Raw genomic sequence first — 15,022 nt, forward strand, 5'->3', positions numbered from 1 at the left:
CCGGCTCATGCCGGCGCCCTGGACCGCCACCGGCGGGGCCCGGGACCGCTATCCGCTGACGCTCTGCGCCTCGCCGATCCCCCACGTCGCCGCTTCCCGCCACTGCTCCGCGATGCGGGCGAAGGGCCCATCGGCCTTCTCCAACTCATCGATGGGGCCAGCTTCCACCACCCGCCCCGATTCCATGACGATGACGCGATCGGCGATCTCCACCATCGCGGGGCGGTGGGCGACGACCACGGTCGTGTACGAGCCGCGCAGCCCAGACAGGGCATCGGTCACCGTCCGCTCATTGCGCCCGTCCAGGGCCGAGGTGCCTTCGTCGACAAGCAGGATCGATGCCGGCTTGGCGAGGGCGCGGGCCAGGCCCAGCCGCTGCCGCTCGCCCCCGGACAGCCGATTGCCCAGCTCGCCGACGGGAGTGTCCCAGCCATCGGGCAAGCGCTCGATCGCCTCGGCCAGGCCGCAATTGACGGCGATCGCATCCAATTCCGGCTGCGTCAGATCCGGGTTCACGGCGAGCAGGCTGTTGCGAATCGACCCCGTGTGCAGGACGGTGCGCTGGAACACCATCGCGGCGCGGCCGCGCAGGTCACCGGGGGAAGCCGGTTTCCCGTCAACGTCGACCGTGCCCACGCCGGGAACCGTCAGCCCGGCCAGCAGCGACACCAGCGTCGACTTGCCGCTGCCGGACGGGCCGACGACGGCCGTGATCGTGCCCGGCGCGAAGTCCACGTCGATGCCGTCGAGCCCCGTCGTGCCGTCGGGGAACGTGACATCGACGCCCCGGACCTCCACCGTGGCGAGGCCCTCGCCCGGGCCGCCGGCGCGGACCCGCTCGACTTCCATCAGCTCGCGCACTTCGGACAGGGAGCGCCGCAGCTCGACGACGGCCCCCACCGATCCCGCCTGAACGTTGGCCTGCTCGACGACCCGGAGCAACACCACAATCGACGCGGCAGCCGCGGCTCCGGTCAACGCCGAACGGTCGTAGGACCACCACACCGTGAACCCAAACGCCAACAGCACCAGCTGAACCACGACCGTGAACACCTGCTGCCCGGGGATCTGCCAAAGCAGGACCCTGCGGGTCTTCCGCCGCGCCTCGGCGATGGCCCGGTCAACCAATCGGGTGCTCGCGTCCACCCGGCGCGCGGTGCGCAAGGTCGGCTGCACGAGCGCGAACTCGAAAAGCCTGTCATCGAGACCGGCATTGGCCGCCGCAAACTCCGCCGTGGACCTGTCCTCCAGCTTCGCCGACGCCCACAGCGACCCCAGGCAAGCGATGCCGCCGAGGAACGTCACCGCGCCAAGCGCGGGAGAGACGAGCAGCAGCCCGATGCCCAACCCGAAGATGAACACAATCGAGGTGATCACGGGCCCGATCAGCAGGATCACCGCCGAGGTGACCGTGCTGGCCTTGGTGACCAAATCGCGGATGGCACCTTCCTTTTCGGAAGTCAGCCGAGCATCCGGCCACGAAAGCACGGCACCCGGGGCGTTGCTGTGGATCTCGCGCATGACGGCGATGCCCAGATCGAGCCCCCTGTGGGCGGCGAAGATGTCGACACCCCAACTGCAGGCCACGAACAGCAGCAACAGCGCCAGCCACGGCAACGCCGCCCCGGGTTCCGCCGAGAACAGCGCGCCCAACAGCGGGTAGAGGGTAACGACGGCCGCCACCTGGAGCAGTGCCGACACGGCAACCGCGCCGAAGAAGGACCACAGGGGACGACCTCCCCCGACGACGAAGTGCAGATCCCGCAACATCAGTTCTCCTCCGATTCAACGGCGACGGACACGGGTGCGCCGCAATGCGCATCCCACATCCGCCGATAAGCCCCACCCGCCGCGACGAGCCGGGAATGCGTGCCCTCTTCCACCACTTTCCCCTCGTCCAGGACGAGGATCCGCGAGGCATTCTTGATCGTGTGCAGCCGGTGCGCGATCATCAGCACCGTCTTGCCCGCCAGCAGGCGTTCGAGCCCACGGTGGATCGCGGCCTCGGAGTCCGGGTCGGCCGCGGCAGTGGCCTCGTCCAACACGACGATCGGGGTGTTCGCCAGCAGCGCGCGGGCGATGGCCACCCTCTGGCGTTCGCCGCCGGAAAGACGGTTCGGTTCGACCACGGTGTCGTAGCCGTCGGGAAGCGCTTCGATGACCCGGTGCACGTCCGCGGCCTCCGCAGCCTCGCGGATCTGGGCGTCGGTCGCCTCGGGACGGTTCAGCGCGATGTTGTCGCGGATGCTCGCATGCACCAGCTGGGCATCCTGCAACAGCACCGACACCGAGGAATACAGCTGCTCCTGGGTGAGATCGCGCACGTCGACCCCGTCGATGCTCACGGAACCGCCGGTGACGTCCCACAGCCGGGCCAGCAACGCCGCCACCGTCGACTTGCCCGCCCCCGAGGGGCCCACCAGCGCGGTGACGCTGCCGGGCTCCAGCGTGAGGGAAAGATCGTCGATGACCTTCCGGCCGCCGCCGTAGGTGAAATCGACGTGGTCGAAACGCACGTGGCCCGGGGGCGCGGGACGATCCACCGGGGGCGCGAGCTCCGGCGTCGCCAGTAAAAGCTCGACGCTGGCTTTGGCGTCAAGTCCGCCCGACAAACTGGCCACGCCCAACCCGAGGTTCAGCAGCCGGCCGCCGAAGGACGTGCCCAGGATGAGGAAGGGGATCAGATCCGTCGCCGGCATCCAGCCCGCCACGACCATCGCGAATCCCGCCACTAGAAGCACGCCCAGCACCGTGGTGGGGCGGTTCGTCATCACCGCGATGATCTTGCGGGGGCCGGTGTCTTGCTGCCAATCGGCCATGAAATCACCGGATTCCCGCAGCGTGCCCTCGAGGTCGACGACCGCTTTCGGCCCGAAGACCGCGGAGGTCCCGCGCGAGCCGATGAAGGCCTGGGTCTGGCCCGCCGCCAGCACCTCGTACCGCTGGTTCTGCAGCACCTTGTCCTTGTCGCGACGCTGGATTCCCTTGATGACGTAGATATAGGCGACGATCGGCAGCAGCAGTACCAGGCCCAATCGCCATTGGACGGCGAACAGGTAGATCAGGCTGCCCAGCGCCGCGACGACGGCGCCGACGATGTCGGGCACCGCGTGGGTGACCAGGTAATGCAGTGCCCTGACGTCATCGCCGGCAATCTTTTTGACGTCGGCCGCCCGGCCGCGCATGAACCAGCCCAACGGCAGCCGGGAGAATTTCGCCAAGAGGCGATGCCGCAGCGCCGTGGCGAAGTTGGCGTCCAGGAAGTGAAGCCACAGCACCAGCAGCGTCGTCCCCGCCGCCGAGACGGCCATCGCGACCACCGCCCAGATCGCCGGTTTGGCGAAAGCCTCCGCAGGTGCCCCTTCGACGAACAGCCGGGCCAGTTCCGCGAACAGGATGAAGGGGATCAGCTGCAGCAGGGACAGCGCTCCCTCGACGATGCCTGCGGCGATGAGCGGACGCTTGAGCGGCCGGAGCACACCCCCCTTGCCGGCGTCGGCGCCGGGGGTTTGCCGGGGTTCGGGAGCGTCGGTGGAGCCGACGGCGCCGGCACTTGCGGACGTGGAGGCGCTGGACGAAGCGCCGGTGGTGCCGGCGGTGGCCGAGGCGCCGGAGGCAGCGGAGGCAGCCGCCATGACGTTGACATCGGAGGCGGCGTCCGCGTCGGCGGCGGCAGGCGCAGCCGACGCGCCCTTCGCCTCGGTTGCCTCCGGACCCGCCGAATCGATGGTCTGCGTCTTGCCCATCTGGCGTCCGCGGACCCAGTAGGCATGCGCGTGCAAGGTCGCTCGGTTGAGTCCGAATTTCTTCTGCAGCAGTGTCTTCGCGTGCCGGGTCGACGCGGTTTCCGCGGTCACCCAGGCGTACCAGCCGGCCCAGTCCCCGTCGCTGATCGCCTGGACCAGCGCCTGCCCGTCGGGAAGCTCGTCGACCCAGGACGCGGTGATGTTCGGGCCCTCGGGCAGGGCGATGTGGTCGTCGTCGGGGCTGTGCCGCTCCAGGTAGACGACCACGGGGCTGTCCTCGGGGATGGCGGCGACCAGGGCGCGGATCGCCGGATAGCCGGCGAGGTCCCCGAGCAGCAGGTACCCCGCCGGGGGCGGCTCGGGCAGGGCGAAGGGTTGCTCGCCGTAGCGCATGGCGACGATCCGGTCGCCTTCCTCGCAGTTCACCGCCCAGTGCGAGGCGGGCCCGGCGGGCTCGTGTATGACGAAATCGATGGAGAACTCGCCGGTCGCCGGATCGGGATCGACGAGCGTGTAGCCGCGCTGGAACTCCTTCGGGCCGCCGTCGGGGTCGGGGAACCAGAGGCGCAGCCAGTTCGCCGGCGCTTCCCCCTTCGGATCGAGCAGCTCTTCCGAGCGGCACGTGACCCGGATGAAGTGCGGCGCGAGCCGGCGTTTCCCGATCACGGTCACCGCATGTTCCTTGGCGCCCAGGCCACGGAGTACGACGGCCTCAAACCCCTTCGCCATCGACCACTCACCTTTCGAGGATGGGTCCCGTCGCAAAGCGCACGGGACCGACGCAGACATTTGAAGGGCAGCCTAGCCTAACTATGTGACAGGTTCCATGGCGTCCGACCATCGGCAAGGTAGCGCCACTGCCCAATGCGGCCATCCCCGATCGAAAGGGCGGCACGATGAAGCTCGGCGAGCTCGCGGCGGCCACGGACACGTCGACCGCGACCATCAAGTACTACATCCGCGAGGGCCTGCTTCCGCCCGGGGCGAAGAAGAACCAGACCACGTCCGTCTACGGTCCCGCGCACCGCGAGCGCCTCGAATTGATTTCCGCTTTACGGGTTCTTCACGATTTAGAGTGCGTTGATCCGGGTGTGCAGCTGCCCGGAGTGAATCAGGCACCGCAAGATGTAGTGGTCGAGGTTGCCGAACCCCAGGGCGATCCCCCGTAGATGCTCTAACCGGCCATTGATGGCCTCGACCGGCCCGTTGGACGCCCCGATGTCGAAGTAAGCCAGCACATCCTCGCGCCGGCGCCACAACGTCCGACCCAGCTGGGCCAGCCCCTCCAGACCTTTCGGCACGCCCTTACGCAGGGTGTTGATGATCCGTTCCATCAACTTCTTGCCCTCCGATTTCTTCGGGTGCCCGTAGGCCTGGATCATGTCCTGTGAGAGCCATCCACGTGACCTCGAGTGCCACGTATTCGTCATCGGTGGCCCACAACAGGTCCAGCCGCCTGTTCTGCCGCTCGGTAAGGTAGTTCCTCCTGGTCAGCAAGGTCCGCCGGTGCTTGTACAGCGGATCATCCTTGCGTCCACGACGCCCCGTGGTCTCACGTTGGAGCCTCTGCCGGCAGCCAGTGAGCTTGTCCGCGGCCAGATGCACGACGTGAAACGGATCCATCACCTTCCTCGCCTGCGGCAGAACCTGGTCGACGGCGGCGGCATCCATCGGTTCACTCGCATAGCGGCTGAGGAACCTCGGCGGACGATCTGTGCAATCGACTTCATCTGGTTCTGTCTCCGGGTGTGTGGGCCGCGTCCACGCGGCGGTTTCGGGTTAGGTGCTCGAGTTCGTCAGTCACAAGCGGCACTGTGTTGCCCTCTCAGAAGATAGCAATCATTCTTGAGTTAGGTTAGCCTCACCTGTAATGCGCATCAAGCCCCGTCTCGTGCGTTTGATAGACATTGCTGAAACCGAGATCGCGCAAAACCAGCACACCATTGAGTGACGCGTGGACGAAGACTCAGGATGGGCGCAAGAATCCGCAGGCGTTTTTAACAATCTTCTCGGTGAATCAGCCTGTAAATCCGGGGAATCCCCGTACTCAGGGGACGATCACTACCCCGCTGGAGTGGGAGTAGAAGGCTTCTCCGGATAAGCGCTCTGGTAATGGCCCGAAACCGAAGGTGCGGGCGTGTCCCAAAATGGCACGGCTATGGATCCGGCGCTCGGTCAAGGGGTTCCAGCGCCCTTTCACCGCCATCGACCATAAAGAAGCCAGCTAGGGAGAGAAACACCGTGACCGCGATGAAGGCTCAGGATTCGCGCCATCCGAAGGCTTTGTATTGCCTTGTCTCTGGGCCTGTCTCTGGGCCTGTCTCCGGGCTTTCCGTCACACTGCCCATCCTCTTGCAACAGCACATCCCCCTCGCTCATGATCAGAAACAGCCTATAGTTGACGTGTCACAAACTTTTCACGCGATACGAGAGGACACGATGACTGCAGGCACACAGAAGGATTGGGCAGGCGACGCCCAGAATGCGTCAAAGGACGGCGAGTTCAAGCGGGATACGAACTACATCAATGACCGCATTGTTGCGTCGATAAGCAATGAGGCTCTGCACTGGCCTGTGCAACCGCACCGCTACCGCCTCATCGCTGCGCGCGCATGCCCGTGGGCGCACCGCGCCGTCATCGTTCGGCGCCTGATGGGACTGGAAGATGTGATCTCCCTAGGCCTGGCTGGCCCGACCCATGACAAGCGCTCCTGGACCTTCGACCTCGACCCGGGCGGCGTCGACCCCGTGCTACAGATCCCCCGCCTGCAGGACGCGTACTTCGCACGCTTCCCGGATTACCCACGCGGCATTACCGTGCCGGCCATCGTGGAGGAAACAACCGGCAAGGTGGTCGCGAACGATTACAACTCCATCGTCCGCGACTTCCAAACCGAGTGGACCTCCTACCAGCGCCCCGGCGCCCCGAACCTTCTGCCACCGGAAGATCAGCGCGAAGAGGCAGAGGACATCAATGACTTCCTCTTCCGCAAGTTCAACAACGGCGTGTACCGCGCCGGGTTCTCCGCCTCCCAGGGCGCCTACGAAGAAGCCTATGTCGACGTCTTTGAGGTCCTCGACTGGCTCGAAGACCGCCTAGCCAACCACCGCTTCATCATGGGTGAACACATCACGGAGACCGACATCCGCGCCTACACCACCCTCATCCGTTTCGACGCTGTCTACCACGGCCACTTCAAAACCAACCGCAACAAGATCACCGAAATGCCCAACGTCTACGGCTACCTCCGCGAGCTGTTCCACACCCCCGGCTTCGGCGACACCACCGACTTCACGGAGATCAAACAGCACTACTACATCGTCCACCGCGAAGTGAACCCCACCCAGATCGTCCCCGCCGGCCCCGACCTTTCCAGCCTCGCCCAACCCCACGGCCGCGACCACCTCCCGGGCTCCCCCTTCGCCGCCGGCACCACTCTGCCCGGCCCACTGCCCGACTCCGAACGGCTGAAGAACCCCACGGATTTCCAGCGGGAGCTCTTCGGAAATTAAAGCTAAGCACACATCCGTTCGAATGGCTGCCTTCCGGTGTTGGAGGGCGGTTTTATAATGTCTCCTCGTCCGATCACAACAGAATAAGGAGGCATTGTTGGGCGAGCTGCTCAAGGCCGCAGTGGGGTGTATTGAAGCCCCGTCCCTATTTCCTCGAGAACTGAAAATATTGGCGCAGGTGGCGTTGCTTGCTAACGACACTACTGGCCCCACCCTCACCGCCACCGGCATAGTCCATCAAGCAACAGCGGGCCGAGTGGAAAACTTCGGCGGTCCCCACATGACCAACTGGCTCAAGCGAGACATCATCGAAGCGACCCTGCCTACCTTCATCGGTACAGGTTGGCTCCAGGAGGTCCCCGGCCCGGAGAACGACGGTGCCTACCAACTCAACCTGATGCGGTTGAAGCGGCTTCTTGACGTAGCGGAGGCGCACCTTGCCACCGGAGAGTCCGACCAAGAAGCGCTTGAACAGGCGGACCGTGAACTGCCCGGCGACTTCGACACTGCACCCGAGGATTTGGCCGAGCAGGTGGACCGCATCCTGGTCAGCAACCCGGCCATGTAGGCTGCTGGCTACGGCGTCTAGGCCGCAACCCCCTCTTGGCGGCGGATGCGGCCGCGGCGCCCAAGCCATGCCGCCACAAAGGAGAGCACGAGTGCGACGAGCACACCCAGGTTCGCATCCGCCCAGTGCTCGCCAACCAGCGGCAGGAAGTATCCCTGCCAGTTGTTCCAAGCCGCTTCCTCAGCAAACATGTTGGCCGCAAGGCCCCACCCGATCACCGAAGCGACGGTGAGAATCCCGATAGAGATCCAATCGACCGCACCGTAGCGCCCTGCCGGGTCGTACAGCGCGGGCTCGTCGTAGTCCTTGGTGCGGGTAAAGATGTCCGCGATGAGGATGCCCGCCCAGCTAGCCAGCGGCACACCGAGGGTGATCAAGAAAGACTGGAACGGCCCGGGGAAGCTCTGGGAGAAAAAGACCACCCAGATGGTGCCGATGGTTAGGATGACACCGTCGATCGCTGCAGCCGCCGGACGTGGGATGTTGATCCCCAGCGTGAGCAGCGTCAGGCCCGAGGAGTAAATGCCCAGCACCGCGCCGGAGACCAGCGCGAGTACCGCGGTAATCAAAAAAGGCACAAGCACCCAGGTAGGCAGTACGACTGCAAGGGCACCGATCGGGTCGTCCGCAATCGCCTCCGCCAGCGATTCATCAGATGCGGCGAGCAGTAGGCCGAAGATAACCAAGATAACCGGCGCAATAGCGCCACCGAACGTGTTCCAGAAGATGATGGAACGGTCCGGTGTGTCACGGCGTTGGTAGCGCGACCAGTCCGCCGCAATGTTGATCCAGCCTAGGCCGAAGCCCGTCATCACCATCACCAGTGCGCCGACCACGCTGCCCGCGGAACCGGCGGGGATCGCTTGGACCGCGGACCAATCAATGCGTGGGATGGTCAGCGCCATGTACAGCAGCGTCACCGCACCGGTAATCCAGGTCAGCACCGACTGCAGCTTCATAATCGTGTGGTAGCCCAGCACCGATGCCGCCACAATAAGTCCCGCAACAATGACGGTTGCGATCACCTTCGTGGCCGTGCCCGGATTACCCCCGAGTTCTCGTAGCACTGTGGTGGTGGCCAGCACCGCCATGATCGCCAGGAACGTCTCCCAACCAATGGACGTCAACCACGAGACGATGCCCGGCAATTTTTGCCCTTGCACACCGAACGCGGCGCGGGACAGCACCATCGTCGGCGCAGACCCGCGCTTGCCGGCCACAGCAATGAGGCCGCAGAGGAAAAACGAGAACGTCACGCCAAGTGCGGTGACGAGTGCACCTTGCCAGAACGACAGTCCAAACCAGAGCACGAACGAACCGTAGGAAATACCGAACACCGAAATGTTCGCCGCGAACCAAGGCCAGAACAAATCGGAGGGTTTCGCAGTGCGCTCTGATTCGGGAACGATATCGATGCCCAGGGTTTCTACAACCGGCGCACCACCTGCTGAAGGTTTGCTGTGTGACATACACGAACTATACGACGTTTAAGTGAAATGTCACCGATTTCTTTTCTTCTTGAACGGGGTGCGACCGCAGGCTATGTAGCGCTAGTAATGCTCCACTGCGTACATCACAACGCCTTGGTACAGGTCACCGTCTACCGGCAACGAATGTCCGACGAACTGCGAGCGGACCACCTCGAACACGTTGGAGGTTCCACGGTTCGAAAGCGCTTCGTCCAGAGATCGGGCGAGTTGCTCCTCAACGGTAGAGGCACCAGCATGCATGAGCATTACATCGAGAAGGTCCTGGATACGACGTTCAACCGGCGACTCATCCTCGATCTCTTCCGCAGCGCCGATGAGGGCGTCGTCAGGAACAGCGATCCCGCGCGCTTTGTCCTCCATCGCGGCAACCGCAAGTCGAGACATTGCAGCGGTAAGGACGTTCAGCGCGTCTTCGCCGCCGAGCATGAGGTTGGTGAACTGCTCATGCTCAGCGTCGGCACCCAAGATCGCAGAAAGCACTTTGCTGCGAAGTTTCGGAGACTTCGCTAACGCCTCCTGCGGGTTTTTGGTGGCAAGGGCTTCCACTTCTTCGTCGTTAGCCAACGCCTCCCACACCGCGTGAACCATACGGGTGTTCGCGGAGTTGGACATATCGATGCCCGCAGCGGAGAACAGCTCGTTGACCTGCTCCACTGCTTCGCGAAATGCGCCTTGGAGCGGGTCCCCTGCCCCGCCGGTAGAGACACGACCATCGAACCCTGGGACAGGGAGATGTGCTCGCGAATCCTCGATGTTGAGCTTTAGCGCAACGCCTGTTTCAACGTCACCCATGACGGCGGTCTTCACTACCTCGACGCCGGTGACGTAATCCTCCTCGCGGGCCTTCTTACCAAGTTTGAGATTGCGCACGAGCAGGTCAGCAAAGATTGCTCGCTTGTGCAGGGTGACGTCTTGAAAGTCGATGAACTGGCTCAAGAAATCCCACGCGTGGACATACTTCACCAGGTTGGCGCGAAAGTCCGTCGCCACTACCTCATTGTTCTTGTCTCCGGAGATCAAGGCACCTGTGTAGAACTCGGTCCACCGGGTAACAATCGGATCGATACCAACGCGGATCAGGGTGTCTTTCTTCTTTACATCGATGTCCCGATCCATGACCGTGTTGGCGATCGCTTCCATCTCCTCGGCGTCGTAGAACTGGGAGGTGTCCAGCACGCGAGCAAGATCTGCAAGCACGTCTGGGTCTACCTCGGTGTCGATAGATGCCTGCGAGTAGTACGGCTGGAACGAGTGAAGAATCGTTTCGGGATCATTGATGAAGTCGACGACGAAGGTCTTGGTTTTGTTCTTCGATGGCATCGTCCTGTTCAGGCGCGAGAGCGTCTGCACCGCCATCACGCCGGACAGTGGCTTGTCCACGTACATCGCTGACAGGCGAGGTTCGTCAAAGCCAGTCTGATACTTGTTTGCCACGATGAGGAACTTGTACGCCGCACCGTCGAACATCTTCGTCGTTTCCATGCGACGATGGCCCTCAGGTGCGTTCTCGTTATTGAGGGAGGATTCCGTAACGATTTCCTCGATGTCCTCATCCTTGGACACGTCGAGCGAGCCAGAGAACGCCACAAGTGCTTCAAGCCCGTGATACTTCGAGTTGGACTTGATTACGTCCTGAACTGCCCGGAACCAGGTGTATGCGCTCATACGGTCGTCGCAAACGACCATTGCTTTCGCGGTCGATCCGAGCAGGAAGCGCACGTTGTTATTGAAGTGCTCGACGGCCACTTCTGCCTTGGAGTGGATCGTCTTCTCGTGGGAGCGGACGAAGTGCTTAAGTGCTGATTTGGCTTCGCCAAGAACTACGTCATCTTCGCGGCCAAGTTGGTCTTCAATCTTGGCGTAGAGCGACAGTGAAATGTAGTTCTGGAGCACGTCCAGGATGAAGTTCTCGTCGATTGCCTGCGCCATGGAGTACAGGTCAAACGCCACGTACTTTTCTGGGTTGTCCGGGGACGGCTCGCCAAACACCGCAAGAGTCTTCGCCTTGGGGGTTGCGGTAAGCGCAACGAGAGTGACGTTCGACGAGCGCGCGACCGCCGAGTCCCGCTGCTGCTGCAAACGGTCCTTTTCGGCACGCGTGAGCTCGCCGGAAGGAGTAGAACCGGCAAGATCTCTGAGCAGTGCATCGCTGTCGAGCGTTTCATCGTCTTCAAGATCCGCAGCCGCTCGCGTTGCCGCTTCCGCAAGCTCATCAGGAGTGTCCGAAAGTGTTTCAAGCAGCGTGCGCGAGGCCTTGCCGTGCTGGGACGAGTGCGCTTCGTCGATGATCACGAGCCAGCGACGGTTACGCAGCTTCGGGGAACGGTCAATCGTTTGCGCCAGTGCTGGGAAGGTCTGCAACGTACAGGACAAGATTCGTTTGCCCTGGGTGAGATAGTGGTTCAGTTTCTCGGACTTGGATGTGTCATCGTTGGTGATGTTGATGACCATGCCTTCAGAGGCCTGAAGCAGCGAAAGCCCATCCGCAACGTTCTTATCCAGCACGGTGCGATCCGTTACGACGATTACGCAATCGAAAAGTTTCGTCCCGTCTTCATGGATCATCTTGTTGGCACGGTGCGCCAACCACGCAATCGTTTTCGTCTTGCCGGACCCCGCAGAGTGTTGGATCAAGTACCGCCTGCCGGTGCCGTTGGTCGCAACATCGCTGGTGACACGTTCAACAGAGCGCAGCTGGTGGAAGCGAGGGAAGATCAGACGCCCCTCGTTGCCCTTCGTAGATGGTTCCCACAGTGCGTAATCCTTCAAGATGCGCAGCAGCAGATCTGGCGAGCACACCCACTCCCACAGGTAGGAAACGTTGTACCCGTTGGGATTGTCTGGGTTACCAGCGCGGCCTTCCTCGGTTCCTTGGTTGAACGGGAGGAAGACAGTATCGGTGCCGTTGAGTTCCGTGGTCATCATGACTTCACGGGAGGACACTGCGAAGTGGACGAGGCAGCGACCGGGATTAAGCAGCGGACGCTTGGAGCGGTTCGGCTTGCGGTCGTGCTTGTACTGGGAGACAGCATCGTCAATCGACTGCGTGTTGTCGGTCTTGAGTTCCATGGTGATCACGGGAATGCCGTTGACCAGCAGCACAAGGTCAATCTCACCTAAGCCACCTTTTTCAAAGTGGACTTGCTGCAGCACGCGTAGGCGGTTTTCTTTCGCCTTGTTGATCACATCCGTCTTCGCCGGGTCATACGGGTAGAAGCCCGCCATGTCCGGGAAGCTCACCGTGCCAAGGTCTGTCTGCGTAAACGAGAACCCATCCCGAAGCGTGCCCAAGAGTCCGCCGTTGACCTTCTTGGTGATGCCATCGAGAATCGGCGTGTGGTCGAGCTCCTTCGTCAGACGCTTCAGCAGCCGGTGCTCGCGAGATTTTCGCTCTGTGTCGTTCGCAGTCTTCGGAATCGCACGCTCGTACTGCTCCGGATACTGGGACTTTAGCCAGTGGAGTACGTCCTCCGGGAAGAGTCCAAGTTTGGGGTCGACCCCCTTGTCGTTGGCACCCTCGTTCCAAATCCAGCCTTGGTTGTTGAGAGAACGGCAGATGGTCAGTTCCATCGCTTCTTCAAAAATCGGGTTCACCATGATTTGAAGCGTCCTGGGTTCCGTTCCGCTTACTAAACGCCCAGCGACTGAGCGTCTGATTGTTGATAGTAGGCGTCCTCCATTTCTTGTGGAGTGATATATCCCAGGGATTCGTGGAGCCGCTGGTTGTTCCACCAGTACACCCATCGAAGGGTCGCGATTTCGACCTCCCCAACCGACGTCCACGGCCGGTGGGGATAAATCAACTCCGTTTTGTACAGACCGTTGACCGTTTCAGCCAACGCGTTGTCGTAGGAGTCACCGACAGTGCCAACTGTTCAGAAGACTGAAATGGTAGCGGTGTGGTGAGTATCTGGTAGCGCCTGAGTGAGTATCCGGTAGCGGTGTCTCACTCAGGCGTTGTTGGTGGTTATGTGTTGGTGGTCAGGCGCATGTTTGGTCCTTCGAGTGTGATGATCTCCGCACCGGAGACGAGTCGGTTGAGGATTGACTCGGAGATCACCGCATCGGGGATGGATTTGTACCACTCTTGCGGGGTGAATTGTGAGGTCACTATCGTTGAGACTTTGCTTTCACGCCCGGCGAGGATGTTGAGAAGTTGGTGCGCGGTCGCGGCATCAATAGGTGTGGTGAGGAAGTCATCTAAGACCAGGACGTCGACGTCGTGGAGGTGTTGGATGAATTTCAGCCGTATGGGGTCATCGGGTTGGAGGACTGCCAGTTCGGCGGCGAGCATGTCGGTGCGGTAGAAGCGTGCGGAGTAGTCCTTGCGGCATGCTGCTGTGATCAGGGCTTGGGCGAGGTAGGTTTTGCCGACTGAGGATTTGCCCAGGATGACAATGTTTTGGCCCAGGTGGCACCATTGTCCGTGAGCGAGTCTGCTGACTTGCTCGGGGTTGATGTTGCGGTCAGGCGTGCAGACTACATTTTCAAGGCAAGCATCAAGGTTTGGCGATCGGGATGCTTTCAGCAGTTTGTTGATGCGTCGTTCACGCCTGGCTGCGACTTCTTTATCGAGTGCGTAGAGCACCTTTTGGGAAAACGTCCATGTGTCGAATGCGGGATCGTTGGCGATGTCGATGACGCTTCTGCCGAAGGCAGTCATCCGCAGCGCGGTGAAGTCGGCTAGGACGGATTCGTCAAGGAAGCGATCTGTTGGCGGGGTTGGTGATGACATGGGCTTTAGTGTCCTTTCTTAGCGAGGTTGTCCATGCTGAATTGGTCTGCACCGCCGAGAAACGCGCCGGTGGTATCCCGGTCGGAGACTGCAGGGGCGGTGGATGGGTTGGTTGTGGTGCTGCGCGTAGGCTGGTCTAACCCGCGGGGCCGTGTGGCGTGTTCTTTGCGTACGGCGGCCATCATGTTTTTGACTGCGGTATATGACACCGCCCGTCGGCTGCCGTTGTCGGCGGTCAGGCGCTGGCAGGCCTCTTCCAGGATTGGTTTGTTGCCGTGTTTGCCCATCGACAGCACGTTTCTACAGGATTGGTACGCCTGGGCCGGGATGGCTTTCGCCGCGATGAGTTCTTCGATGACCTTGCGTGTTGCCGGGCCGGTTTTTTGGGCTTCGCGATAGAAGTAGTCGCTTGTCCACAGTCCACGGGTGGAGTCCATTCCAGATGGAATGTGCTCATAGTCAGTGACATAGGCCCCACGCTTATGCGAAACCCGGTGGGTCGCTACGGTTGTCCCCTGGTCAAAGACGGTCAAGACTTGCCCGGTGATGCGCACATCGACAGTGCGGCCAACAAGCTGGTGGGGGACGGAGTAGCGCACGGTTGCAACCGTGATATGGAAATCCGGGGCCACTTTCGCACGCTTCCACTCGGTGTGCTGCCACGGGGTTTGCGGCAGATCAGCAAGCAAATGCTGCTCGTGTTGTTCAAAGAGATCCCTGCGGCTTGACTGCTGGCTGCGAAACGGCACGGAGGTGTTGATCGCGTCGACTAAGTCCACAATCTTTGCGTTGAGCTCGTCTACGTCAACACACTGGTGGCCATCGAGTGCGTGGATGACTGTGTGGGTGACGATCTTTACCGCAGCTTCCACATTTGCTTTATCCTTCGGCCGGCGCGCGTGTGGGAAGTGCTGCTGTGTTGTAGTGCTCCAAGAACTGCTGGTAGGTGTCGTTGACCTTCCGATTCCTA

The 15,022-nt window shown here is 61.9% G+C and carries 9 protein-coding genes and 2 pseudogenes; 3 read left to right on the forward strand and 8 right to left on the reverse strand.

Annotated features, from left to right (window positions below; translation table 11 throughout):
* Window positions 1–48: 48 nt before the first annotated feature.
* On the reverse strand, window positions 49–1,770 hold the full coding sequence (locus tag QP994_RS08085) for an ABC transporter ATP-binding protein (protein ID WP_284866086.1): 1,722 nt from the start codon (window positions 1,768–1,770) through the stop codon (window positions 49–51).
* Window positions 1,770–4,475 (reverse strand): ABC transporter ATP-binding protein/permease, encoded by a 2,706-nt coding sequence (locus QP994_RS08090; RefSeq protein ID WP_284866088.1) that lies wholly within the window; start codon window positions 4,473–4,475, stop codon window positions 1,770–1,772. Before QP994_RS08090 ends, QP994_RS08085 begins: the two co-directional genes overlap by 1 nt.
* Before the next feature lie 167 nt (window positions 4,476–4,642).
* Between QP994_RS08090 and QP994_RS11210 the strand changes: the two genes are divergently transcribed.
* Entirely contained in the window at window positions 4,643–4,915 is a 273-nt protein-coding gene (locus QP994_RS11210; protein WP_080969572.1) for a MerR family transcriptional regulator, read from the forward strand.
* On the opposite strand, the pseudogene QP994_RS08100 reads toward QP994_RS11210, so the two are convergent.
* Window positions 4,817–5,411 (reverse strand): annotated as a pseudogene (locus tag QP994_RS08100) (ISL3 family transposase); the annotation flags it as partial. The gene QP994_RS11210 and the pseudogene QP994_RS08100 overlap by 99 nt on opposite strands.
* Window positions 5,412–6,185: 774 nt before the next feature.
* Here QP994_RS08100 and QP994_RS08105 point away from each other — a divergent pair.
* Both QP994_RS08105 and QP994_RS08110 read left to right on the forward strand, forming a co-directional pair.
* Window positions 6,186–7,259: a glutathione S-transferase C-terminal domain-containing protein gene (locus tag QP994_RS08105; RefSeq protein ID WP_284866091.1), complete on the forward strand. Its 1,074-nt coding sequence runs from the start codon at window positions 6,186–6,188 to the stop codon at window positions 7,257–7,259.
* 178 nt (window positions 7,260–7,437) lie between these two features.
* Window positions 7,438–7,827, forward strand: coding sequence for a hypothetical protein (locus tag QP994_RS08110; RefSeq protein WP_284866093.1), 390 nt, complete (start codon window positions 7,438–7,440; stop codon window positions 7,825–7,827).
* 17 nt (window positions 7,828–7,844) lie between these two features.
* Here QP994_RS08110 and QP994_RS08115 read toward each other — a convergent pair whose 3' ends face one another.
* From QP994_RS08115 to QP994_RS08135, 5 genes and pseudogenes are all read right to left on the reverse strand, one after another.
* On the reverse strand, window positions 7,845–9,296 hold the full coding sequence (locus QP994_RS08115) for a purine-cytosine permease family protein (protein ID WP_284866095.1): 1,452 nt from the start codon (window positions 9,294–9,296) through the stop codon (window positions 7,845–7,847).
* An 81-nt stretch (window positions 9,297–9,377) separates the two neighbouring features.
* On the reverse strand, window positions 9,378–12,914 hold the full coding sequence (locus QP994_RS08120; protein WP_284866097.1) for a type I restriction endonuclease: 3,537 nt from the start codon (window positions 12,912–12,914) through the stop codon (window positions 9,378–9,380).
* 32 nt (window positions 12,915–12,946) lie between these two features.
* A pseudogene (locus tag QP994_RS08125) lies at window positions 12,947–13,192 on the reverse strand (integrase core domain-containing protein); the annotation flags it as partial.
* A gap of 92 nt (window positions 13,193–13,284) precedes the next feature.
* The gene (locus tag QP994_RS08130) at window positions 13,285–14,052 is read right to left on the reverse strand and encodes an ATP-binding protein (protein ID WP_284866099.1); all 768 of its coding nucleotides are present in this window, start codon (window positions 14,050–14,052) and stop codon (window positions 13,285–13,287) included.
* Window positions 14,053–14,057: 5 nt separating this feature from the next.
* Window positions 14,058–14,924: a Mu transposase domain-containing protein gene (locus tag QP994_RS08135; RefSeq protein WP_284866101.1), complete on the reverse strand. Its 867-nt coding sequence runs from the start codon at window positions 14,922–14,924 to the stop codon at window positions 14,058–14,060.
* Between the last annotated feature and the right edge of the window lie 98 nt (window positions 14,925–15,022).

Origin of the sequence: Corynebacterium sp. MSK044 (assembly GCF_030232825.1) — a bacterium.
In the GTDB taxonomy this organism is placed as follows: Bacteria; Actinomycetota; Actinomycetes; order Mycobacteriales; family Mycobacteriaceae; genus Corynebacterium.

Coding starts and splice junctions, on each gene's coding strand:
- QP994_RS08085 (WP_284866086.1), bottom strand. CDS start 1,770: ATGTTGCGGGATCTGCACTTCGTCGTCGGGGGAGGTCGTCCCCTGTGG.
- QP994_RS08120 (WP_284866097.1), bottom strand. CDS start 12,914: ATGGTGAACCCGATTTTTGAAGAAGCGATGGAACTGACCATCTGCCGT.
- QP994_RS11210 (WP_080969572.1), top strand. CDS start 4,643: ATGAAGCTCGGCGAGCTCGCGGCGGCCACGGACACGTCGACCGCGACC.
- QP994_RS08115 (WP_284866095.1), bottom strand. CDS start 9,296: ATGTCACACAGCAAACCTTCAGCAGGTGGTGCGCCGGTTGTAGAAACC.
- QP994_RS08130 (WP_284866099.1), bottom strand. CDS start 14,052: ATGTCATCACCAACCCCGCCAACAGATCGCTTCCTTGACGAATCCGTC.
- QP994_RS08090 (WP_284866088.1), bottom strand. CDS start 4,475: ATGGCGAAGGGGTTTGAGGCCGTCGTACTCCGTGGCCTGGGCGCCAAG.
- QP994_RS08105 (WP_284866091.1), top strand. CDS start 6,186: ATGACTGCAGGCACACAGAAGGATTGGGCAGGCGACGCCCAGAATGCG.